The following is a 21800-nucleotide window of genomic DNA, read 5'->3' on the forward strand; positions in this document are numbered from 1 at the left end:
GAATGGGCAAGGTGTCAGCCTTCATATTGCAAAGTGGAAATCGGGATATTGATTGTAGTATCATGTGTCTTGATTATCCGGCATTTGCTGTGGAAATGAACAGGAGGGAAGAAAATGGAAAAAGTAAAAACCAATGCGATGCGTGTTCTTGATGAAAAAATGATTCCTTACCATGTCATTACGTATAACAGCGAAGATGGAAAGATTGACGGCATATCGGTTGCACAAAAAATTGGGAGAGACCCGCAATTAGTATATAAAACATTAGTCACGCAAGGGAAGAGCGGAAACATTTATGTGTTTGTCGTCCCTGTAGAATCGGAACTCGATTTGAAAAAAGCAGCGAAAATAACAGGAGAGAAAAATGTCGCGCTGGTGCCAATGAAAGATATCGAGAAATGGACGGGCTATCTTCGCGGCGGATGTTCCCCGATAGGTATGATCAAGCATTATCCGACCTTTATTGATTCCAGTGCATCGCAAATCGAGCATATCATCGTTAGCGGCGGCAAGGTCGGTTTGTTAATTGAATTAAAAGTGGAAGATTTACAACGCATCACAGAAGCGGTATTTTATGAAGTGGTAAAATAACCGTCTAAAATGACTGACCATTTGTTATTTTTCTGGGAAATCATCCTTTCTCTAAACAAAAGGAAGAGGAACCGGCAGTTTTTTCTTTGCGAAAACTTCTTCGCTGTTGATAATAAAAAACTCCCAGCTCTTCACGAAATGAAGGCGGGAGCGGTTCGTTATTGCAGCATATCGTGATTAATGTTTTGTGCCAAATACGGAAGAATACAATTTATAGCCGCCATCTAGATTTTTCGCGCGGAATCCGTTGTCATGCAAAATTCGTGTCGCTAAATATCCGCGCAAGCCGACTTGGCACGTTACGTAAATGGTTTTGTCTTTCGGAAGTTCTGCTAAACGTTCGCGCAGTTCATCAAGCGGAATATTGATAGCGCCAGGAATCGTTCCGCGTTCAACTTCTTTTGGCGTGCGAACGTCAATGAGCATGCCGCCGTTTGCGACGATTCCATCAATTTCATGCCATTGTACCGTTTCCACCATGCCGTCAAGAATGTTTGAAGCGGCGTAGCCTGCCATATTCACCGGGTCTTTTGCAGAAGAAAACGGCGGTGCATAGGCAAGCTCTAAATCAGGCAAATCCCGGACCGTTAGGCCGCCTTTGATAGCTGTAGCGATAACGTCAATACGCTTGTCGACGCCGTCTTTTCCAACGGCTTGTGCACCATAGATTTTGCCTGTTTCTTTGTCAAAAATCAATTTCAATGTCATTTGTGCTGCATTTGGATAATAGCTCGCATGGCTCATCGGATGAACATGGACAACTTCGTATGGAATGCCCAGCTGTTTTAAAGTTTTTTCATTATTTCCTGTTGTGGCAACCGTTAATTCAAAAATTTTTACGATGGCGGTTCCTAATGTGCCGTTGTATTTCACATCGAGTCCGTGAATATGGTCGGCTACAAGGCGGCCTTGGCGGTTCGCCGGCCATGCAAGAGGAACGAACGTCGCAAAACCGTGGATGTAGTTTTTTACTTCAATCGCGTCGCCGATGGCGTAAATGTCCGGATCCGATGTTTGCAAATATTCATTGACTTTAATGGTGCCGCGCACACCAAGCTCCAGTCCGGCGTTTTTTGCTAATTGGCTTTCTGGCTGCACTCCGATGGCTAAAATAATCAGATCAGTTTCAAGCGTACGGCCGCTGTTTAGAATTATACGCCGGCCGTTGTTTTCGAAAGCTTTCACACCATCTTCCAAAATTAAATTAACGCCATTTTCGCGCATATGAGCATGAACGATCGCTGCCATCTCATAGTCCATCGGCGCCAACAATTGATTTGCCATTTCAACAAGCGTTACGTTAACTCCGCGTTTGACTAAGTTTTCTGCCATCTCAACACCGATAAATCCCCCGCCGATGACTACGGCGTTTTTTGTTTTTTTGTGATCAACATATGCTTTTATTTTATCTGTATCAGATAGATTGCGAAGCGTAAATAGCGAGTCGATTTCATGAATTCCGGGAATTGGAGGCACCATTGGCTTTGCGCCAGGTGACAAAATTAATGTATCATATGTTTCTTCGTATTCCTCGCCAGTGCGGAGGTTTTTTACTGTAACAGTTTTGCGGTCACGATGAATCGCTGTGACTTCGCTTAAATTGCGAACATCGATGCGAAAACGCTTTGCCATCCCTTCCATTGTTTGGACTAACAGTTTGTTTCTGTCCGTGATGACTTCACCGATATAATACGGCAGGCCGCAGTTAGCAAACGAAATGTGTTCGCCTCTCTCAAACATAATAATTTGGTATTTTTCGCTTAACCGTCGCAGCCGGGCTGCTGCGGTGGCTCCCCCTGCTACCCCGCCGACAATCACAATTTTTCGCATAAAGATTCCCCTCCATATGATTTTAATAATATACCCTATACGGTATATTAAGAGGGAGCATTACTTTTGTCAATGATGTTCACATTTATTTCATAGTTAATACCGGAGATTATAAACGTATGTTTATGGAAGGTGAGGATGGAGATGGTCACAAAGTCTATTAAGTTTGAAGGGGAAGTGGCATTTTCAGCGGTTGAACCAGAAGCATTTAGGCGGGAAGGTTCACATTCTGCCTGTTGACTTTATGCTTTGTTGTAACTATAATAGTTACAAGAGGAGGAAGTTTATGAAAATAAGCAGTCGTTTTACTGTTGCTGTCCACATTTTAGCTTTGCTGGCATTAGAAAAAAACGCGCATTGCACATCGGAATGGATTGCTGGAAGCGTTAATACGAATCCGGTCGTTGTCCGGCGTGTGATAGGGCAGCTAAAAAAGGCAGGATTTGTTCAAGTCCGTCCGGGGACAGGAGGCGCGTTTCTTACGAAAGATACGCAAGAGATTACCCTGCTTGATATTTATCGGGCAGTCGAAGTAGTTGAAGAAGGAGAGTTGTTTCAAATTCATGAACATCCTAACCCGCAATGTCCGGTAGGAGCAAATATCCAAGCCGTTCTTGAAGTCATTCTCCATCGGGCGCAAGCGGCAATGGAAAACGTTTTGCAGGAGATCCGCCTGCATGATATTGTGACGACATTAGCGCAAAAAATCGAAGCGAATCGTACGTAATTTTTTTTTAAACTAGTTGTAACTATAATTGTTACAACTGCGTTTCCTCCTCAAATTATAAAAAAGGGCGATTTTTGGCAAACATTGTTTTGTTTGTGCTACTGGCATGATCGGTCAGCACAGTTTGGCGGAAACTTTATCAAGAGAACTGAAGCAGCAATGATTGTCCGCGATCCGCCGCGTTGGAATAAAAACTGAACGTTAGCATTCCGTTGCTGGAAATCTTTTGGACCTAAATAAAGTTGTTTAAGCGGTTTGCGGTCATGATGTCACCGTTTGTGCGTTTGCTCCGGAGGCAATAGTGTGAAACAGCTGGGGAGCGGGCCGCTTTATTACAGCCGGCGGAGCTGGCAGCTTGAAAGCTGCCCCGGGAGTTCCGCATATGTGTCTTTCTTGGTTTTATTAATCTGATTGCATAAAAAATAAAAAGAATGGAATGGGATAATGTTAGTTCAGCGGAGCGGAGGAGAGCGAATAAGAACATATCGGGTGGATACAAACCGGCTGAAAGTGGATGAAAGCGAAAGCCGGATGTTAACGGAAGGCTTTGCGGCAGCCATCATTGCGAAGCCGGAAATCCACGCTTCAGCCGGATATATTAAAAGTGGAGGTTATCCTTATGGACAATATCATTCATCCTCAAACAGCGATTGGACATGTTCATCTTATCATATCTAATTTGGAACGATCGCTTCGTTTCTACACAGAAATCATTGGATTCCGCATATTAAGGAAAAACCAATACGAAGCGGTGTTAACAGCAGACGGGGCTACCCCGCTAGTGGTGCTTGAAGAAAAAACGGATGCGGTGCCGAAGCCGCCGCGGACGACAGGGCTTTATCATTTCGCGATTTTAGTTCCGGACAGAAAAAGCCTCGCACAGTCTTTGTTTCATTTATTACAGACTGGCTATCCGTTGCAAGGGGCATCCGATCATTTGTTCAGCGAAGCGGTTTATTTAGCTGACCCAGACGGAAACGGAATTGAAATATATGCCGACCGGCCGCGCGAAAAGTGGGAGAAAACAGAAAATGGGGAGTATAAAGGAGTAACAGAACCGTTAAATGTCAGTGACCTGTTCGCCCAACCAGGAATAGAGGCATGGTCGGGTCTTCCGCCGAAAACGCGCATCGGCCATATCCATCTTCATGTGGGAGATATCGCAAAAGCATATGATTTCTACGTAAGAGCATTAGGTTTTGAAGCAACGATCCGCATGGGGACGCACGCTTTGTTCGTTTCCGCAGGCGGCTATCATCATCATATCGGCCTCAACACATGGGCGGGAGTCGGGGCGCCGCCACCGCCAACGAACGCCGTGGGGCTACGCGTGTTTTCTATTTTGCTTCTTGATGAGGAAGAACGGGAGAAGGTAGCGGAACGGCTGCAATATATCGGTGCATCGGTGCGGCGGAACGAAAATAGCATATGGACGAGCGATCCGTTTGGCAACGAAATCGAGCTGGCCATTCAACAATAGCTTGATATGCTTTTTCTATGAAAACAGATTGGAGAAAGTTCAAAAGAGAGTGTTCGCCGGTTAGCGGTGCAAACACTCTCTTTGTATATATTTTGCTAATTTTTCCGGTTTTTGTGAACCGAGATATAAACCGTCTCCGTCCGTCAGCTCGATCCATATTCCTTTCTTTCCTTTCATGGTGTAAGCTCGTCCTTTTTTCAAGCTCCAGCGAATTCCCCAGCCGCCGTAGGACATAGGCTGATAAGGCTGGACTTGAACGTTTTTTATTTGTTGATACGGAATAAAGCGGGAGCGGAATGGGAAAAAACGAATGACAAGCCCTTCTTTTTCCGTTTTTGTGACGAGTTTCAGCGACAAAAAGAAAAGCGGAAAACAAATGCCAAACAGCAGAAACAAGAGCCACATTTCTGTATTGCTGGCCGGTTTCGTGCCAAATGGGATCCCAAATATGATTTGCTGGATAAATCCGTACCATATCACAGCAGAGATAATAAGGACAAGCATATTCGCATACCAAGGCGGGCGCTGCACTTCACGCATGGCGGTTGCTCCTCCTTTCTTGCCATTTCTATTTATATATTCATATTCTTCAAAAACGTAAAAACTCCTTTTATTTGTCGGCAGCAGCCGGAAATGTTACAATAATGGCGAATAATGAGGATAAAAAGTTTTCAAGGGTTCCGTGGCTGTTTAGCAGCCAGTCTGCGACCGAGAGAAAACGCGCGGCATTGCCGCGTACACGGGAGGGACAAAAGCCCGGGAGGATATCGGTTCGATATTGCTTTCGGCTTTTTTATTTTTGGAAAAAAGGAGTGATGGACATGGCGTGGGTATATTTAATCATTGCCGGCATTTTCGAAGTCGTGTGGGCGGTTGCGCTAAAATATACGATGGGGTTTACGCGGCTTGTGCCATCTGTTATTACAATCGGCGGAATGATCGCCAGCTTTTATTTTTTATCGATGGCGACGAAAGTGCTGCCAATCGGCACCGCCTATGCGGTATGGACGGGAATCGGAGCGGTGGGGGCGGTCATCATCGGCATGCTCTTTTTAAATGAGCCGGTCAATGCGCCGAGGATTATCTTTTTATCATTTATTCTTGTCGGGATCGTCGGGTTGAAGTTTGCGTCCGGGCAGTAAAAAAAGCAGGGGAGCGCCCTGCTTTTTATTTATTCATTTCTAACAGGAAGTGAAACATGCCAATTCTCGTTTAGATAAGGTACAATTACCGTTTTTAACTTTTCACGTTGACTTGCAATTCCGTCTTTTGTTACAAACGTTTTGCTGATCGGGATGGTTTTTGTAGCCATCGTGCTTTTATTTATATTAACTGGAGTTAAGGCGAAAGCCGAGGAAAAAAGGTTCAATGGTTGCACATAAAAAAAGACTGCTGGCGAATGCAGCAGTCTCGGTTATTTTTCAAAATCATATTCTCGTTTTGCTTTGCGCCCCCGGACGGAATAGCGCTCGTACCATTGCTGTTTTCCTTTTTCTTGGGCAATTTTGTGCGCTGCATTTTCCTTCCATTGTTGAATCGCTGCAAGAGAGTCCCAGTATGAAACGGTGATGCCGGCAATAAGCATGCGCAGCTCGATCGTTAGCACAGGACCGATGGCAGGGGAGGCGATGCGCATAAATAAAAAAGAGGCTCCCCATAAAGCCGCAAGCAGAAAAAGTGCAGTGATCTTTTTTGTGTTCATCTTCGTCTCTCCCAAGTAAATTTTTTCTAAATGATATCATCATTTTTTATTGATAGATGATGGAGGATCATATGGACAGCGCTTATTTTATAAAAGAGCAATTTTTTATTGACAACGTATAGGAAAGTTGACTATCATAAAAATGTAGAAATAAATACGCGGTTTCTGTGTTAAAGGGGAGTAGCTTTAACAACAAAGTCGTCAGTTCAGGGTCACCCCCCTCGGCTTTGTTGGCAACGGAAACGTTGTTAGCGAGACCTTTACCAATATTGGTAAAGGTCTGTTGTTATTGAAAGACCTTTACCAATCGGTAAAGGTCTTTTTATTTTCGCAAAGAAAGGAGGACGGTTGGAGAGAATAAAAAGGAGATGCAATAGGATAAGGAGGGATATGATGAAGAGAATATGGAAACGACTGCGTTTTGTCATTAAAATTCGCCGGTTTTTCCCATTTTTAATAGAATTTTTCCGTTCGCAAGAAGTGTCGATGCTGAAAAAAACGCTTGTGATTTTACTTTTAGCGAGCTATGCCGCGTTTCCATTTGACATCATTCCCGATTGGCTTGGATTGTTTGGCGTCATCGATGATGTGGCCGTGCTATTGTTTATTCTTCAACAAATAGTGAAAATGGCGCCTTCCCGTTTGAAAAATAAATATGGCCTTTAAAAGGAGGAACGGTAAATGGAATTATTTTCAATGGAATTTTTATCTGCACTTTTATCGATTGTCATTATCGACCTTGTATTAGCTGGCGATAACGCCATTGTCATTGGTTTGGCGGCGCGGAATTTGCCGAAGCATCAACAGAAAAAAGCAGTCATTTGGGGAACAGTCGGGGCAGTTGTGATCCGCGCGCTTGCGACCTTGTTTGTCGTATGGCTATTAAAAGTTCCTGGATTGCTGCTTGTCGGGGGCATATTGCTTGTTTGGATCGCCTATAAGCTTCTTGTGGAGGAAAAAGGCCATGATGTCGAAGCAGGAGGAAGCTTATGGGAGGCAATCCGTACAATTATTATCGCTGATGCGCTCATGGGGTTGGATAATGTGCTGGCGGTGGCGGGAGCCGCGCACGGAAGCTTCTTATTAGTTATATTAGGGTTGTTAATTTCTGTGCCTATTATGGTATGGGGAAGCACGTTAATTTTGAAATGGATCGAGCGTTTTCCAATTATTATTACAATCGGAGCGGGAGTGCTAGCATGGACGGCTTCGAAAATGATTGTCGATGAGCCGTTTTTAGATCAATACTTCGCCAATCCGCTTGTGAAATACGGATTTGAAATTCTTGTCATTGCCGGGGTGATTGCCGCCGGCACGTTGAAAAAAAAGAAGGGTAGAAACAAATTAGAAACAAAAGCCGCCAACGGATGATTGGCGGCTTTTGTTTATAACTCATCAAATCCGTTATCAATATTGACTTTTGTATATTGCCGTGATTTTTGTTCAAAGAAATCTGATTTGCCAAGATCGACTTCTTCATACGCTTTAATCCAGCGCAATGGGTTTGTCCGATAGCCGGCAAACGGACGTTCAAAACCAAGCTGATGTGCGCGGACGTTAGCGTAAAACTTAATGTAGGCGCTCAAATCGTGCATATCAATGCCATCGATATCGTTGCCGATAATGTAATTGGCCCATTCGATTTCCAGCTCCGCCGCTTTGGTGAACGTTGCCTGCACAAATTCAGCAAGTTCCGGTGTATTGTATTCCGGGTATTCGCTTAACACTTCTTTGAAAATTTTTGCAAATAAGTCAACATGGATATGTTCGTCCCTGTTGATGTAATTAATCATCGTGCTTGTTGCGACCATTTTTTGATTGCGCGCTAAATTATAAAAGAAAGCGAAGCCCGAGTAGAAGAACAAACCTTCTAAAATGACATCATACACAATTGATTTTAGCAAATTTTCGACATTTGGATTTTCAGCAAATGCTTTATAACCGTTGGTGACAAAGTCATTTCGCTTCCGCAAAATCGGTTCGTTCCGCCAAAACTCAAACACTTCGTCCTGCTTGCTTTTTGTCACGAGGCTGGAAAGCACGTAAGAATATGAATGGTTATGAATGACTTCTTGTTGTGCGAGCATAATCATCAGCGCGTTAATGCTTGAATCAGTAATATAATCGGCGACTCGGCCGGCGTAGTCCGTTTGAATGCTGTCAAGCAGCGCTAAAAGCCCAATGATTTTCAAAAATGTGTCTTGTTCGCGTCCGGTTAACAGCGGAAATTGTTTAACGTCTTGCGACATATTGATTTCAAACGGTGTCCAAAAGTTGGCCAGCATTCGTTTATATTTCGCGTAAGCCCAAGGATAGGCGATATCATCCCAATTCAGGACGTTGGAGCTTTTGCCGTTGATAATTCTTGTAGAACGGTTCGGTGCTTCCGGATCCATAATGACTCGTTTCGTTAATGGATGTGCCATATTTCTTCCCCCCCTGTCATTAACTTGCGCATGATTCACATTCATCGATAATGCTGGAAGTTGAGCGGACGTAATACGTTGTTTTTAATCCTGCCTTCCATGCGGTAAGATGAAGATCCAACAGCTCTTTTGCTTTGATCGTATTCATGACATAGAAATTAAATGAAATCGCTTGGTCGATATGGCGTTGGCGCACCGTGTTTTGTTTTATGCTCCAGTGCTGATCGATATGGTACGCCGATTTATAATACCACGTTGTTTCGGCATTAAGATCAGGCACCGTAACTGGAATTTTGTAATCTTTCTTTTCTTCTGCGTACACTTTTAAAAAGATTGGGTCGATGCTGGCGGTGCTTCCGGCGATAATGGATGTTGAAGCATTTGGCGCAATTGCCATCAAATAGCCGTTGCGCATGCCATATTTAGCAACTTGCTTTTTCAGCGTGTCCCAGTCGGCATTGTCATTGTGGCGGTACCCGCGTTTCTCAAAATAAGCGCCCGTCTGCCAGTCGGAACCTGGAAATGCCGGATAGCTTCCTTTTTCCTTTGCGAGCTCCATGCTAGATCGGATGGCCAAGTAAGCAATTTTTTCATACAGCTTGTCCGCGTATTCCACCGCTTCAGCCGATTCCCAGCGAATTCCTTTTAACGCAAGTAAATGATGCCAGCCAAACGTGCCAAGCCCTACGGAGCGGTATTTTTGATTGGTAAGCTGCGCTTGTAATACTGGGATATGATTTAAGTCAATCACATTATCGAGCATGCGCATTTGAATCGGGATAAGCCGTTCGAGTACATCGTCAGTAACAGCGCGGGCAAGATTGATGGAAGACAAATTGCAAACGACAAAATCGCCCGGGATTTTTTCAATGATGATCTTTCCGTCTTTCGTATATTGTTTTTCAACGATGGTCGGGCTTTGGTTTTGCGCGATTTCTGTACAAAGATTGCTGCAATAAATCATGCCGAGATGGGCGTTCGGATTTTTTCGGTTCACTTCATCCCGGTAAAACATAAACGGTGTGCCCGATTCTAATTGGCTGCGCATAATGCTTTTCATGATTTCAATTGCTGGCACTTTTTCTTTCGAAAGGCGCTCTTCTTGAACGCATTGCCAATATTTTTCACGAAAGCTTCCTCTTCCTTTTTCCTCATCATAAAAATCTTCCAAACTAAATCCCATCACTTTGCGAACTTCATGCGGGTCAAACAAATACCAGTCGCCGCGCTTTTCGACTTGCTCCATGAATAAATCAGGAATGCAGACGCCAGTAAATAAATCGTGCGTTCGCATCCGCTCATCGCCGTTGTTTAATTTCGCATCCAAAAAAGCAAAAATGTCTTTGTGCCAAACGTCTAAATAGACGGAAATCGCTCCTTTTCGCTGCCCTAATTGGTCAACGCTGACAGCGGTGTTATTGAGTTGCTTCATCCATGGAATAACGCCGGACGACACACCTTTAAAGCCTTTAATGTCGCTGCCACGGCTTCTGATTTTGCCGAGATAGACGCCGATTCCCCCGCCGGATTTGGAAAGGTTGGCGATGTCGGTGTTGCTGTCGTAAATCCCTTGCAAGCTGTCATCGACAGTGTCGATAAAGCAGCTTGACAGTTGTCCGTAACTTTTTCCGGCATTTGCTAGCGTCGGGGTAGCGACGGTCATGTACAAGTTGCTTAATGCCCAGTACGCTTCCTGGATGAGGGCAAAACGGCGATGTTTCGGCTCTTTTGCCATTAATGTCATTGCGATGATAAGGAAGCGTTCCTGCGGCAGCTCGTATAAGTTGCGATGGTAGTCGCGGGCAAGGTAACGGTCCGCAAGTGTGCGAAGCCCGATATATGTAAACAGCTTATCTTTATCCGGATCAATGAGCTTTTCCAGTTCATCGATTTCCTCTTTTGAGTAATCATTCAAAAGAGAGGAACTGTACACACCTTTAGAAACAAGTGCTGTTATTAATGCATACAAGCTGCCGTAGCGTTGTTTTGCCTCATATCCGCGTTGTTTGGCCGCTTCTTTGTATAACTTTTGTAAATAGATGCGGGCACAGACAAACGTCCATTCTGGTTCTGTTTCACTAATATAGGAAAGGCCTTCAAGGATTAAGTAATTCGTGATTTGTTCCGTAGAAAGCGTATCTTTGCTTTCGATAATGCGGATGATGCGCTCCATATAGTCGTCGGTCTGTAGATGCGGATAGTCTTTTGTTATATTGCGGATAAATGAAATAAGACGTTCGCGAGAAAACGGTTCAGTTTGCCCGTTTTCTAGCGTAATAATGGTGGTTTTTGTATTCAATTTCATTGTTTTTTCCTCCTTGTTTCCATAGTTTCCATAAAAAAAATCCACTCGGATCGAGTGGATGAAACGACAGCATAAAAAGGGTGCAAAAAGCCCTTTTAAACCATCGTTTCATCTTCTCGATCCCCGGAGAACATGAAACGCAAACAAGCAAGGCAGGTCTCCTGACTCGTGTTTCATCCTACTTTGGATCCTTCCCGTATGTGCGCCCGAGCGAGCTTTCACATACAGTGGATGTTCCATTTCGTCCACACATACAGTTGCGGGGGCAGTTCTGGATTCTCACCAGATTCCCTATTAAGTCCGGATGGACACCATTGCTTGCGGTTTATACTATATTTAGTTGTGTTTTTTAGGAACAAACACAATATATAGTATTTTGCTGCTGGTACAATCATATAATAAAACGTCGGCAAATTCAACTGTTTTTTTAAAAGCCGTTTAGAGGCGGAAGTTGACAGGCTCATTATCAACCAATGTTTGTCCCAAAAAAATTATTCTTTAAATTCTTCAGAATAGTTAATATAATTATTCATATAGTGAATTTGAAGAAACAACAAAGGAGGAGAAGGCGTGAAAGGATTAAAATCAATCTTGCTTTGGGGGCTTGTTTCTGCACTCGGGGCAGTAGGATTTGCAATCATCGCATTAAGCCGTGGCGAGACGGTGAATGCGATTTGGCTAATTGTCGCTGCTGTATGCACATATGCCGTAGCGTATCGCTTTTATAGTAAATTTATTGCCCGAAAAGTGTTTGAACTTGACGACAACCGCAAAACGCCTGCAGAAGTGTTTAATGATGGAAAAGATTATGTGCCGACAAACAAATGGGTTTTATTCGGCCATCACTTTGCGGCAATCGCCGGCGCCGGGCCGCTTGTCGGACCGATTTTAGCGGCGCAAATGGGATATTTGCCGGGAACGCTTTGGATTATTATTGGCGTTGTTTTAGGAGGAGCGGTCCAAGATTTTATTATTTTATTCGCATCGATGCGGCGCAACGGTAAATCGCTTGGCGAAATGGTGAAGGAAGAAATTGGCCCGGTTACAGGATTTATTGCTTCTCTTGGCATTTTAGGAATCATGATTATTTTATTAGCTGTTTTAGCGTTGGTTGTAGTGAAAGCGCTTGTAGGAAGCCCGTGGGGAATGTTTACGATTGCCGCAACGATTCCGATTGCGATTTTGATGGGAATTTATATGCGCTTTATTCGTCCCGGGCGCGTTGCGGAAGCATCTTTAATCGGGTTTGTGCTCCTGATTGTTTCTTTAGTTGCTGGCCAGCATGTCGCTGAACATCCGACGCTGGCGGAAATATTTACATTAAAAGGCGAAACGATTGCGATTTTGATGATTATTTACGGGTTTGTCGCTTCGGCACTGCCGGTATGGCTATTGCTCGCGCCGCGCGACTATTTGAGCACGTTTTTAAAAATCGGAACGATTGTTGGTTTAGCATTAGGAATTTTAGTAGTTGCTCCTGATTTGCAAATGCCAGCGCTGACGAAATTTGTCGATGGTACTGGCCCGGTGTTTGCTGGTGACTTATTCCCGTTTCTGTTTATAACGATTGCCTGCGGCGCGGTGTCAGGATTCCATGCGCTTGTTTCATCTGGCACAACTCCGAAAATGATTGAAATAGAAAGCCACGCTCGTCCAATCGGGTATGGAGCAATGCTAATGGAATCGTTCGTAGCGGTTATGGCGCTTATCGCTGCGTGTGTGTTAACTCCTGGAACATATTTTGCGATTAACAGCCCGGCTGCGGTGATTGGGCAAGATGTGGTGCAAGCGGCAAAAGTCGTGTCTTCGTGGGGATTCACTGTGACGCCTGACATGCTTACAGAACTTGCTAAAGATGTCGGCGAGCAAACGATTTTATCGCGGACTGGCGGAGCGCCGACATTGGCGATCGGAATGGCTGTCATTCTTTCCAATGTGATCGGCGGAAAAGCATTAATGGCGTTTTGGTATCATTTTGCGATTTTGTTTGAAGCGCTCTTTATTTTAACGACAATTGACGCAGGTACGCGCGTTGGGCGCTTTATGATTCAAGATATTCTCGGCCATTTCTATAAGCCGCTTGGAAAAACAGATTCGTTAGTTTCTAATATTATTGCGACAACATTATGTGTATTGGCTTGGGGGTATTTCTTATATCAAGGGGTAGTCGACCCTCTTGGCGGCATTAATACGTTGTGGCCGCTTTTCGGCATTGCCAACCAAATGCTCGCGGGAATTGCGTTATTATTCGGTACGACGGTGCTGTTCAAAATGGGCAAAAAAGCTTATGTTTGGGTGACGTTGATTCCAACGACATGGCTTTTAGTCGTAACAATGACGGCCGGGTTCCAAAAGCTGTTCCACAGCGATCCGAAAGTCGGTTTTCTGTCCCATGCCAAAATGTTTAAAAATGAATTAAATCAAGGAAACATATTGGCACCGGCAACCAATGAAGCGCAAATGCGGCAAATTATTATGAACGACTATATTGATGCAACACTATGCGCCATTTTCATGCTTGTCGTGATCGCGATGTTGATTTCATGCATCAATATGTGGGTGAAAGTATTGCAAAATAAACACGTGCCGTTAAAAGAATCTCCTTACATTCCAAGAGACGGAGGAAATGAGGTTAAACATTATGCGTAAGTGGGTTCAAACGATATTGGCTTATCGTAAGCAGTTTCTTGATTTGCTTGTCGGAGTTCCGAATTACGAGAAATATGTTGAGCATATGAAAACACACCATCCGGGAGAGCCGATCAAATCAAGAAAAGAGTTTTTCTGCGAAGTGCAGGAAGCGCGTTATAACGGCAAAGGCGGAAAAGTGTCACGGTGTTGCTAACGATGGAAGGGGGAATATGTTCCCCTTTTTCCTTTTTTATGATATGGCCATTACATGGAATTCATCATATCCATTTTGTTTTAAGGATAAGGGGGATACATCAATGCGCATACTTGTTATTGGTGCGGGAGCAGTCGGCGGTTATTTCGGCGGCCGATTGTTGGAAAAAGGAGTGGATGTGACATTTCTCGTCCGCGAGCGAAGAAAAAAGCAGCTGCAAGAACGGGGGCTTGTGATTCATAGCGTCCACGGAGATGCGGTGTTAAAGCCAAAACTGCTTGTGACGGGAGAAAAAGCAGATCCGTTTGATGTCATTATTTTTTCAAATAAAGCGTATCATTTGCCAGAAGCGATTCGCGACGCGAAACCGTATGCGGGAGCAAAAACGATCATTTTACCGCTGTTAAACGGCATGGCACACATGAATATGCTTTGGAATGAGTTCGGAAAGGAAAACGTATTAGGAGGGCTTTGTTTTATTGAAACAACGCTGAATGAGCATGGAGAAATCGTGCAGACAAGCGCTTCCCATGACGCTCGCTTTGGGGAGTGGTCCGGGGAGCGGACGGAGCGCATTGTGGCGTTGGAACAACTGTTTTCCGGCTGCAACGCCCGTTTTCGCTCAAGTGAAAAGATTGTCACTGATATGTGGAATAAATATTTATTTATCACAGCAATGTCAGGGGTGACGACGCTGTTTCGCGCGCCGGTTGGCCCGATTCGTTCAGGAAAGTACGGACAGGAAATTATTTACGGATTGTTAAAAGAAATCGCAGCAGTAATGCGGGCGCATGGCGCACCGATTGCGGATGATATCGAGGAACAACAGCTTGCACAATTCAACAGGATAGAAGCGGCGATGAAATCGTCGATGCAGCGTGATATGGAAAAAAGGCAGCTTATTGAAGCGGACCATTTGCAAGGCTATTTGCTTTCATTAGCAGAACAATACAATATCGCAACGCCGCTGTTAAAAATGGTGTACCATAATTTAAAAATTTATGAAGCGAACCGTTCGTAAAAAGTAGAACAGAGCAGCCTTTAACATATGCTGAAAAGAAGGCTGCCTTCTTTTATGCAAAAAGGATTGTATATTGTCCCTATGTAGTGTACAGTTAATAGTGAAAACGTATGCACAAAAGAGGAGGATACAGCCTTGAAGAAAGCTTGGTGGAAAGAGGGAGTCGCATATCAAATTTATCCGAGAAGCTTCATGGATTCCAATGGAGACGGAATTGGCGATCTTCGCGGAATTATCGGGAAACTTGATTATTTAAAAGATCTTGGCATTGATATTATATGGATTTGCCCGGTTTACAAGTCGCCGAATGCCGATAACGGATATGATATTAGCGACTATCACGCGATCATGGAAGAGTTTGGAACAATGGAAGACTTTGATTTGCTGCTGGAAGAAGTTCATCGGCGCGGTATGAAATTGATTTTAGATTTAGTCATTAATCATACAAGTGATGAACATCCATGGTTTATTGAATCGCGTTCATCGCGGGATAACCCGAAACGGGATTGGTACATTTGGCGCGATGGCAAAAACGGAAAAGAGCCGAACAATTGGGAAAGCATTTTTGGTGGATCGGCGTGGGAATATGATCCGAAAACAGACCAATACTACTTGCATATATTTGATGTGAAGCAGCCGGATTTAAATTGGGAAAACGAAGAAGTGCGCCGCGCATTGTATAAAATGATTAATTGGTGGCTGGATAAAGGGATTGACGGTTTCCGTGTCGATGCAATTTCTCATATCAAGAAAAAGCCGGGATTGCCGGATTTGCCGAATCCGAAAGGACTTGACTATGTTCCTTCGTTTGCCGGCCATATGAACCAAGAGGGAATTATGGACTATTTAAGAGAGCTTAAAATGCAAACGTTTGCACACTATGATATTATGACGGTTGGCGAAGCAAACGGTGTTACGATCGAAGACGCGGAAGCATGGGTCGGCGAAGAAAACGGAATCTTCAATATGATTTTCCAGTTTGAACATTTAGGGCTTTGGCAAAAAGAAACAAACGGTGGGGTGGATGTGCGTCAATTAAAACGCACGTTGACAAAATGGCAAAAAGGCTTGGAAAACCGCGGCTGGAACGCGTTATTTTTGGAAAATCACGATCAGCCCCGTTCTGTTTCAATATGGGGAAATGATAAGGAATACCTTACTGAAAGTGCCAAGGCGCTCGGCGTGATGTACTTTTTCATGCAAGGAACTCCTTTCATTTATCAAGGACAAGAAATCGGCATGACAAACGTCCGCTTTCCGGATATCGATGATTATAAAGATGTTGCGGTTAAAAAGATGTATCAGCTGGAGCGGGAAAAAGGGCGTTCGCATGAAGAAGTGATGGAAGTTATTTGGAAAACAGGACGCGACAATTCGCGAACCCCGATGCAATGGTCCGCCGCGCCAAACGCTGGATTTACGACAGGAACGCCGTGGATAAAAGTGAATGAAAACTATAAGACCATTAACGTCGAGGCGCAATTGCGCGACCCGAATTCCGTCCTTCAGTTTTACAAAAAAATGATTCGGCTTCGCAAAGAAAACGAAGTGTTCGTTTACGGAACGTATGATTTGCTTTTGGAAAAGCATCCGGCGATTTACGCATATACAAGAACGCTCGGAGACGAAAAAGCGGTGATTATTGTCAATTTAAGTGCCAAACCAGCTATGTACCGTTATGATGGCCTTCGTTTAAATTCAGATAACTTAGTGCTGCAAAACTATGATGTTAAACCGCATAAAAACGCGACGCGCTTTAAGCTAAAACCTTATGAAGCGCGCGTATATTTATGGAATTAGGGAAAAGCCGCCGTTTTCTTTTCGGCGGCTTTATTTGCTTTAGTGGGAAACGGGCTTGTTATAAGGATAACCAGAGAATAAAGGCGGAGCAGCAAGCTAAAATATTGCGAATTAATTGGGAATTTGTCCTAACCGTTTTAATGTACTATAGACTGCTGACTCGAACTCGATGAAACCCAAGTACGAAGCAACATCTTGGAACGGGAAGATTTGCGAAGCCCAAAATCCGCCGATGCCGTTCTTACGGTCGATCCAGTAGAACAGGTTGGCCAGTCCAGACCACATCAACTGGCCTGCCGGGCGCCCTGTAGGGGTTGGCTCTTCGTTTACTTGGAATGTATAAGACCACGACTTTTGCACGCCAGGGTAGAACTCACCGTCATTCGCCAGCGATGGATCGGACGAGATCCAGCCGCCGCTCTTCAATTCGCCAAGCCCGTTCTGAGCCATTTTCGCGACCGTTTCTGGTTTAAGCACACCTGCACCGTCATTAAGGATCATCCGGATGAACTTCATATATTCGCCAATGCTGGCATACAAACCGTGCCCTCCCATGTCCATTTCAGGAGATTGCGGCAGGATGAGATCAGGCAGTGGCGTGATATTGCCATCTTTAGTGCGGCTATGAATGGTTGCGCGGCGTTCCAACATCGACGGCGTTAGCGTAAATCCGATGTCATTCATGTCAAGAGGGGCAAAAATATGCTCGGTCATTACCTCCCCAAGCCGCTTGCCGCGCACCGCTTCAACCACCTTGCCGACCCAGTCGATATTCACGCCATAGTTCCAGCGCTCGCCTGGATCGAATAGCAGCACACTTTTAATCGAGTCAAAAGTGCTGGTGAGGATGGAAGGGATTTCTTTTTGCTCGCGATATTTTCGATCCTCGTGACTGAAGAATTCGTAGCCGAAGCCGGCGGTGTGGAGCATCAGCATGCCGACGGTAATGTCTGTTTTTGGTTCCCTTAGTTTTGGCTGCCCGTTGTTGTCAAATCCATCGAGAACTTTAATGTCAGCAATCTCAGGCACATACTTCTTGACGGGATCGTCGAGCTTAACTTTTCCTTCTTCTACCAATTGCATCAAGGCTGTACCAGTGATGGCTTTCGTCGTTGAGAAAAGCGCGAATACGGTGTCGGTAGTCATTGCTGTTTCTTTTCCAAATTCGCGCACCCCAGCTGCACCCTCGTAAATGTTCCCTTCCCGATCCGTTATCATTGCAACTACCCCAGGCACTCCGCCAGCCCTGCTAACAGCATTATGCAAAACTTTATCAAGGGTTTCTTTGAGAGCATCCTTAATTGTTTGTCTTGCCATAGCTTATTCCTCTCCCTCTCCAAAAAATTTTAAATTTTATTTATTTTAAAAATATTATATATTTTCTGGGCTTAATTTATCATGTTTCGGTCGTGCTTGTCAAACTGTTTTCGTTTGAGATGCTGAAATATAAACAAATTATTTGTGAAAGATATACGATTTCTGAAATAGAATGAAAATGCGCAAAAGCAGAAAGAAAGTCCGCATATAGACTTGAGTGAAAGTGAGTCAAAAAACGGTGATGTCATGATATGCTGCCTATTATTAAAATAAGCAGGATTTCGTTTATAGATATGGAATATACGTAAAAAGGGAGGAGAAAAATTATGGATGACATTCGCTATCCGATTGGCAAATTTAAAGCACCGGAGACGTTTCGTGAAGAAGAGATAAAACAATGGATTGCTGACATTCGCCAAGCACCCGCCAAATTGCGGGAGGCGGTCAGCAGGCTAAATGAGGAACAGCTGAATACACCGTATCGCGATGGAGGATGGACGGTTGCGCAAGTGGTGCATCATCTCGCTGATGCAAGCATGAATGCGTTTTTGCGCACAAAATGGATATTAACAGAAGATGTGCCTTCGATTAAGCCGTTTGAAGAAAGCGAGTGGGCGAAAACGATCGAAGCGCGTTCATTGCCGATCGAGCCATCGCTGCTATTGCTTGAAGGGCTTCATGAACGCTGGACTCGCTTGCTTGGCTCGCTGTGCCCCGAAGATTTCGCACGGACGTTTTATCATGAAGGAACAAAAGAAACCGTCCCTTTATATGTATTAACAGCGCTGTACGCATGGCACGGGAAACATCATACGGCGCAAATTATTTCTTTGCGGAAGCGAAAAGGCTGGAACTAAGCGCTTAGCTTGCCGGCATTGTTGGCAAGCTGCGGCGGTTTATCACCAATTGGTTGTCATCGATTCGCGAAGCGGGCGACATTATCAGGTTCGCTCACGGCGTGATCACCGAATGAGGAAGGCGTGATAAGCGGTTGAAACTAGCACAATATAAATGTTGGAAGTATAATGAGTGAAGGGGCTGACTGCGTTTTTGCGGTTAGTCTCTTTTCTCTTCATATATCAAGAAAAGCCGGATAGCGGGTAACAATGGTTTGTTTCAGTCATGTCTTTGCTGTTTTTTATGATATACTACAAAATATTAAGGGACCCGAAATAAAAATGCCATTTGGAAGGAGGACGTTTTGTGAATGTGCAACGAAATAACGCAGTGGAACGAAGCAGCGCAGTGATAGAAGCAAAAGAAAAAATTTGGACAAAAGATTTTGTGCTAATCTGTTTAGCTAATTTTTTTGTGTTTCTCGGTTTTCAAATGACGTTGCCGACGATTCCGCTTTTTGTCGAATATCTTGGCGGAAATGATCAGCTCATTGGTTTGGTTGTCGGGATTTTTACATTTTCGGCGTTAATCATGCGACCGTTTGCCGGCCATGCGCTTGAGACGAAGGGGCGGCGTTTCGTATTTTTATTAGGACTTGCGATATTTGTCATCTCTGTAGGGTCGTATAGCTTTATCACAAGCATTGTATTGCTCTTTATGATGAGGGTCATTCAAGGAATTGGCTGGGGATTTTCCACCACAGCGGCTGGAACAATTGCAACAGACATCATCCCTGCCAGCCGAAGAGGCGAAGGAATGGGTTATTATGGCTTATCAGGAAATTTGGCGCTCGCTTTCGGGCCGTCTGCGGGGTTATTGCTTGCTGGAATTTTGTCATTTCACCATCTGTTTTTGATTTGCGCCGCTTTAGGTTTGGCATCACTGTTGTTTGCCGCGAATATTACATATAAAAAGGTTGAGAAGCAGCAAATGCAAGCACATCATAAATGGGATATTTATGAAAAAAGCGCGCTGGAACCGTCGGTTTTATTATTTTTCCTGACGGTGACGTTTGGGGGAATCGCATCGTTTCTTCCATTGTATGCAGCAGAAAAAGGGGTTTCAGGAATTCAATGGTATTTCTTGCTATACGCGCTTGCGCTCATGGTAACGAGAACGTTTGCCGGGCGGTTATATGACAAAAAAGGGCACCGGGCGGTATTTATACCGGGTGCTGCGCTGATTCTCATTGCCATGTTATTGTTGGCCTGGCTGCCCAACAATGTGGTTTTGTTTGCTGCGGCCATTCTTTACGGGCTGGGATTTGGAACAGTACAACCGGCGCTGCAAGCATGGTCTGTTGAGAGGGCGGCAAAAAACCGCAAAGGAATGGCGAATGCGACCTTTTTCGCTTTTTTCGATTTAGGAGTTGGCGTAGGAGCGATGATTTTTGGACAAATCAGCCATTGGTTCGGTTACTCCAGCATTTATATAACCGCCGCGTTCTCCGTGCTTGTTTCTATTAGTTTTTACCTATATATCTTGCACAGAAATAAAAAAATGCTAAAAAACGCTTAGGACAAAGTGATAATCCTAAGCGTTTTTTGTTATTTATCTGCGCGAGCGCACTTCGTAAATGGCAAATTTTAAATAATCGCCTTCGTCGGCGGCAAGCAGCTTCGGATGATCGTAGCCGGCGCTGTTCCAGTACACTTGCCGCAAAATTTTTTTCGCATCAAACGCCGCTTCCGCGATCATTTCCCGGAATAAGTCGGCATGCACGTGGTAGGAACAGCTCGCTGTGACGAAAAAGCCGCCATCTTTGACAAGCTTTAAGCCGTTTAAGTTAATGTCTTTATAGCCGCGCAACGCTTTTGGAACAGCTTGAGCCGATTTCGCAAACGCCGGCGGGTCAATGATGACAACGTCCCATTTTTTCCCGTCGCGAACCGCTTCGCGCAAATAATCGAACGCGTTGGCGACGACAAAATCGACGTTGGTAAAGCCGTTAAGCGCCGCATTGCGCTTCGCCGTTTCAATGGCGTGTTCGGAAATATCGACTGCAGTGACGTGTTTCGCTCCATATAAGCACGCATTAAGCATAAACGAGCCGGTATGGGTGAAGCAATCGAGCACCGTTGTATCACTGTTGATGAGCGGTTTAATTGCTGCGCGGTTTTGTCTTTGGTCGAAGAAAAATCCCGTCTTTTGCCCGTTTTCAATATCGACGATATATTTGACGCCGTTTTCTTCCATCAGCACTTCTGTTTCCGATTCGCCGTACCAAAAGCCTTTTTCCTGTGGCAATCCTTCTAGCTCGCGGACATACACATCATTGCGCAAATAAATGGCTTTTGGCTTAAATACCTCAAGCAAGCCGCGCAGAATCCAGTCTTTCCGTTTTTCCATCCCAAGGGAAAGAATTTGCACGACAAGCACGTCTTCGTATTTGTCGACGATCAGCCCTGGCAAAAAGTCCGCTTCACCGTAAATGGCGCGGCATGAGCGGACGCCGGGAATCATTCGCTCGCGATACTCCCATGCTTGGCGGATGCGGTCAACAAAAAATTGCTCGTTAAGCTCTTCGTCGGGATTTTGCGTCAAAACGCGCACAATGATTTGCGATTTCGGGTTAATATAGCCTTTTGCCAAAAAGTAGCGCTGATGATTATATACATCGACAAAATCGCCTGGTTCAAAATCGCCTTCAATATAATCGACTTCACTTTGGAAAATCCATGGGTGTCCTTGTTCGAGTCGTTTTTTCCGTTTTCGTTTTAAAAATACGTTTGCCACGTTCTCCACTCCATTATGATGATGTAGTCATTTGCTTTTTCTATGATACAGAATTGCGGCAAAAGAAGCAACGTGGACAGTGTGACAGCATCTCAGGAGGCAGGACGGATGACCGCAGCAGCA

At 44.5% G+C, this 21800-nt stretch carries 20 protein-coding genes and 2 riboswitches; of the genes, 13 read left to right on the top strand and 7 right to left on the bottom strand.

Features of this window, described 5'->3' with window-relative positions:
- Nucleotides 1–114: 114 nt before the first annotated feature.
- A complete protein-coding gene (ybaK, locus tag AOT13_RS06480; RefSeq protein ID WP_003252647.1) occupies nucleotides 115–591 on the top strand; it encodes a Cys-tRNA(Pro) deacylase in 477 nt (158 codons plus the stop codon).
- Nucleotides 592–768: 177 nt separating this feature from the next.
- Here ybaK and cdr read toward each other — a convergent pair whose 3' ends face one another.
- The gene (gene cdr, locus AOT13_RS06485) at nucleotides 769–2421 is read right to left on the bottom strand and encodes a CoA-disulfide reductase (RefSeq protein ID WP_042383701.1); all 1653 of its coding nucleotides are present in this window, start codon (nucleotides 2419–2421) and stop codon (nucleotides 769–771) included.
- A gap of 286 nt (nucleotides 2422–2707) precedes the next feature.
- On the opposite strand from cdr, the gene AOT13_RS06490 reads away from it, so the two are divergent.
- The 3 genes from AOT13_RS06490 (at nucleotide 2708) to AOT13_RS06500 (ending at nucleotide 4628) form a co-directional block, all read left to right on the top strand.
- A complete protein-coding gene (locus AOT13_RS06490; RefSeq protein ID WP_042383700.1) occupies nucleotides 2708–3148 on the top strand; it encodes an Rrf2 family transcriptional regulator in 441 nt (146 codons plus the stop codon).
- 444 nt (nucleotides 3149–3592) lie between these two features.
- Nucleotides 3593–3826: a hypothetical protein gene (locus AOT13_RS06495; protein WP_042383698.1), complete on the top strand. Its 234-nt coding sequence runs from the start codon at nucleotides 3593–3595 to the stop codon at nucleotides 3824–3826.
- Nucleotides 3768–4628, top strand: a complete 861-nt coding sequence (locus AOT13_RS06500) for a VOC family protein (protein WP_042383696.1) — start codon at nucleotides 3768–3770, stop codon at nucleotides 4626–4628. Before AOT13_RS06495 ends, AOT13_RS06500 begins: the two co-directional genes overlap by 59 nt.
- 60 nt (nucleotides 4629–4688) lie before the next feature.
- On the opposite strand, the gene AOT13_RS06505 is transcribed toward AOT13_RS06500, so the two are convergent.
- Nucleotides 4689–5168 (bottom strand): DUF6141 family protein, encoded by a 480-nt coding sequence (locus tag AOT13_RS06505; protein WP_042383695.1) that lies wholly within the window; start codon nucleotides 5166–5168, stop codon nucleotides 4689–4691.
- Between the two features lie 121 nt (nucleotides 5169–5289).
- Nucleotides 5290–5393, top strand: a riboswitch (guanidine-I (ykkC/yxkD leader).
- Nucleotides 5394–5449: 56 nt separating this feature from the next.
- Here AOT13_RS06505 and sugE point away from each other — a divergent pair.
- Nucleotides 5450–5770, top strand: a complete 321-nt coding sequence (sugE, locus tag AOT13_RS06510; protein WP_003252636.1) for a quaternary ammonium compound efflux SMR transporter SugE — start codon at nucleotides 5450–5452, stop codon at nucleotides 5768–5770.
- A gap of 272 nt (nucleotides 5771–6042) precedes the next feature.
- Here the strand turns inward: sugE and AOT13_RS06515 are convergent, their stop codons facing one another.
- Nucleotides 6043–6330, bottom strand: a complete 288-nt coding sequence (locus tag AOT13_RS06515; RefSeq protein ID WP_013401542.1) for an antibiotic biosynthesis monooxygenase family protein — start codon at nucleotides 6328–6330, stop codon at nucleotides 6043–6045.
- A gap of 393 nt (nucleotides 6331–6723) precedes the next feature.
- Between AOT13_RS06515 and AOT13_RS06520 the strand changes: the two genes are divergently transcribed.
- Together AOT13_RS06520 and AOT13_RS06525 are read left to right on the top strand one after the other, a co-directional pair.
- On the top strand, nucleotides 6724–6996 hold the full coding sequence (locus AOT13_RS06520) for a YkvA family protein (protein ID WP_003252631.1): 273 nt from the start codon (nucleotides 6724–6726) through the stop codon (nucleotides 6994–6996).
- Nucleotides 6997–7011: 15 nt separating this feature from the next.
- Nucleotides 7012–7701 carry a TerC family protein gene (locus AOT13_RS06525; protein ID WP_003252628.1) on the top strand — a complete coding sequence of 230 codons (690 nt, stop codon included), beginning with the start codon at nucleotides 7012–7014 and terminating at the stop codon, nucleotides 7699–7701.
- A gap of 14 nt (nucleotides 7702–7715) precedes the next feature.
- Here AOT13_RS06525 and AOT13_RS06530 read toward each other — a convergent pair whose 3' ends face one another.
- On the bottom strand, nucleotides 7716–8756 hold the full coding sequence (locus tag AOT13_RS06530; protein ID WP_042383694.1) for a ribonucleotide-diphosphate reductase subunit beta: 1041 nt from the start codon (nucleotides 8754–8756) through the stop codon (nucleotides 7716–7718).
- A gap of 19 nt (nucleotides 8757–8775) precedes the next feature.
- Entirely contained in the window at nucleotides 8776–11061 is a 2286-nt protein-coding gene (locus AOT13_RS06535) for a ribonucleoside-diphosphate reductase subunit alpha (RefSeq protein WP_003252625.1), read from the bottom strand.
- Nucleotides 11062–11195: 134 nt separating this feature from the next.
- Nucleotides 11196–11393, bottom strand: a riboswitch (cobalamin riboswitch).
- A 238-nt stretch (nucleotides 11394–11631) separates the two neighbouring features.
- On the opposite strand from AOT13_RS06535, the gene AOT13_RS06540 reads away from it, so the two are divergent.
- From AOT13_RS06540 to AOT13_RS06555, 4 genes are all read left to right on the top strand, one after another.
- Nucleotides 11632–13710 carry a carbon starvation CstA family protein gene (locus tag AOT13_RS06540; RefSeq protein ID WP_013401539.1) on the top strand — a complete coding sequence of 693 codons (2079 nt, stop codon included), beginning with the start codon at nucleotides 11632–11634 and terminating at the stop codon, nucleotides 13708–13710.
- Complete coding sequence (locus tag AOT13_RS06545; protein WP_035502358.1) at nucleotides 13703–13906, top strand: YbdD/YjiX family protein; 204 nt, start codon at nucleotides 13703–13705, stop codon at nucleotides 13904–13906. Before AOT13_RS06540 ends, AOT13_RS06545 begins: the two co-directional genes overlap by 8 nt.
- 103 nt (nucleotides 13907–14009) lie before the next feature.
- Nucleotides 14010–14927, top strand: coding sequence for a ketopantoate reductase family protein (locus AOT13_RS06550; protein ID WP_003252622.1), 918 nt, complete (start codon nucleotides 14010–14012; stop codon nucleotides 14925–14927).
- A 135-nt stretch (nucleotides 14928–15062) separates the two neighbouring features.
- The gene (locus AOT13_RS06555; RefSeq protein WP_003252621.1) at nucleotides 15063–16727 is read left to right on the top strand and encodes a glycoside hydrolase family 13 protein; all 1665 of its coding nucleotides are present in this window, start codon (nucleotides 15063–15065) and stop codon (nucleotides 16725–16727) included.
- 111 nt (nucleotides 16728–16838) lie between these two features.
- Here AOT13_RS06555 and acmB read toward each other — a convergent pair whose 3' ends face one another.
- Nucleotides 16839–18044, bottom strand: coding sequence for a methyl acetate hydrolase AcmB (gene acmB, locus AOT13_RS06560; protein ID WP_042383693.1), 1206 nt, complete (start codon nucleotides 18042–18044; stop codon nucleotides 16839–16841).
- A gap of 326 nt (nucleotides 18045–18370) precedes the next feature.
- On the opposite strand from acmB, the gene AOT13_RS06565 reads away from it, so the two are divergent.
- Both AOT13_RS06565 and AOT13_RS06570 read left to right on the top strand, forming a co-directional pair.
- On the top strand, nucleotides 18371–18901 hold the full coding sequence (locus tag AOT13_RS06565) for a YfiT family bacillithiol transferase (RefSeq protein WP_003252618.1): 531 nt from the start codon (nucleotides 18371–18373) through the stop codon (nucleotides 18899–18901).
- 346 nt (nucleotides 18902–19247) lie between these two features.
- The gene (locus AOT13_RS06570; RefSeq protein WP_003252616.1) at nucleotides 19248–20459 is read left to right on the top strand and encodes an MFS transporter; all 1212 of its coding nucleotides are present in this window, start codon (nucleotides 19248–19250) and stop codon (nucleotides 20457–20459) included.
- A gap of 33 nt (nucleotides 20460–20492) precedes the next feature.
- Here AOT13_RS06570 and AOT13_RS06575 read toward each other — a convergent pair whose 3' ends face one another.
- Nucleotides 20493–21677, bottom strand: a complete 1185-nt coding sequence (locus tag AOT13_RS06575) for a class I SAM-dependent rRNA methyltransferase (protein WP_013877376.1) — start codon at nucleotides 21675–21677, stop codon at nucleotides 20493–20495.
- Nucleotides 21678–21800: the final 123 nt, after the last annotated feature.

Origin of the sequence: Parageobacillus thermoglucosidasius, assembly GCF_001295365.1 — a bacterium.
In the GTDB taxonomy this organism is placed as follows: domain Bacteria; phylum Bacillota; class Bacilli; order Bacillales; family Anoxybacillaceae; genus Parageobacillus; species Parageobacillus thermoglucosidasius.

Excerpts from the sequence above, each read along its gene's own strand:
- ybaK (WP_003252647.1), top strand. The coding sequence starts at position 115 with ATGGAAAAAGTAAAAACCAATGCGATGCGTGTTCTTGATGAAAAAATG.
- cdr (WP_042383701.1), bottom strand. The coding sequence starts at position 2,421 with ATGCGAAAAATTGTGATTGTCGGCGGGGTAGCAGGGGGAGCCACCGCA.
- AOT13_RS06490 (WP_042383700.1), top strand. The coding sequence starts at position 2,708 with ATGAAAATAAGCAGTCGTTTTACTGTTGCTGTCCACATTTTAGCTTTG.
- AOT13_RS06495 (WP_042383698.1), top strand. The coding sequence starts at position 3,593 with ATGTTAGTTCAGCGGAGCGGAGGAGAGCGAATAAGAACATATCGGGTG.
- AOT13_RS06500 (WP_042383696.1), top strand. The coding sequence starts at position 3,768 with ATGGACAATATCATTCATCCTCAAACAGCGATTGGACATGTTCATCTT.
- AOT13_RS06505 (WP_042383695.1), bottom strand. The coding sequence starts at position 5,168 with ATGCGTGAAGTGCAGCGCCCGCCTTGGTATGCGAATATGCTTGTCCTT.
- sugE (WP_003252636.1), top strand. The coding sequence starts at position 5,450 with ATGGCGTGGGTATATTTAATCATTGCCGGCATTTTCGAAGTCGTGTGG.
- AOT13_RS06515 (WP_013401542.1), bottom strand. The coding sequence starts at position 6,330 with ATGAACACAAAAAAGATCACTGCACTTTTTCTGCTTGCGGCTTTATGG.
- AOT13_RS06520 (WP_003252631.1), top strand. The coding sequence starts at position 6,724 with ATGAAGAGAATATGGAAACGACTGCGTTTTGTCATTAAAATTCGCCGG.
- AOT13_RS06525 (WP_003252628.1), top strand. The coding sequence starts at position 7,012 with ATGGAATTATTTTCAATGGAATTTTTATCTGCACTTTTATCGATTGTC.
- AOT13_RS06530 (WP_042383694.1), bottom strand. The coding sequence starts at position 8,756 with ATGGCACATCCATTAACGAAACGAGTCATTATGGATCCGGAAGCACCG.
- AOT13_RS06535 (WP_003252625.1), bottom strand. The coding sequence starts at position 11,061 with ATGAAATTGAATACAAAAACCACCATTATTACGCTAGAAAACGGGCAA.
- AOT13_RS06545 (WP_035502358.1), top strand. The coding sequence starts at position 13,703 with ATGCGTAAGTGGGTTCAAACGATATTGGCTTATCGTAAGCAGTTTCTT.
- AOT13_RS06550 (WP_003252622.1), top strand. The coding sequence starts at position 14,010 with ATGCGCATACTTGTTATTGGTGCGGGAGCAGTCGGCGGTTATTTCGGC.
- acmB (WP_042383693.1), bottom strand. The coding sequence starts at position 18,044 with ATGGCAAGACAAACAATTAAGGATGCTCTCAAAGAAACCCTTGATAAA.
- AOT13_RS06565 (WP_003252618.1), top strand. The coding sequence starts at position 18,371 with ATGGATGACATTCGCTATCCGATTGGCAAATTTAAAGCACCGGAGACG.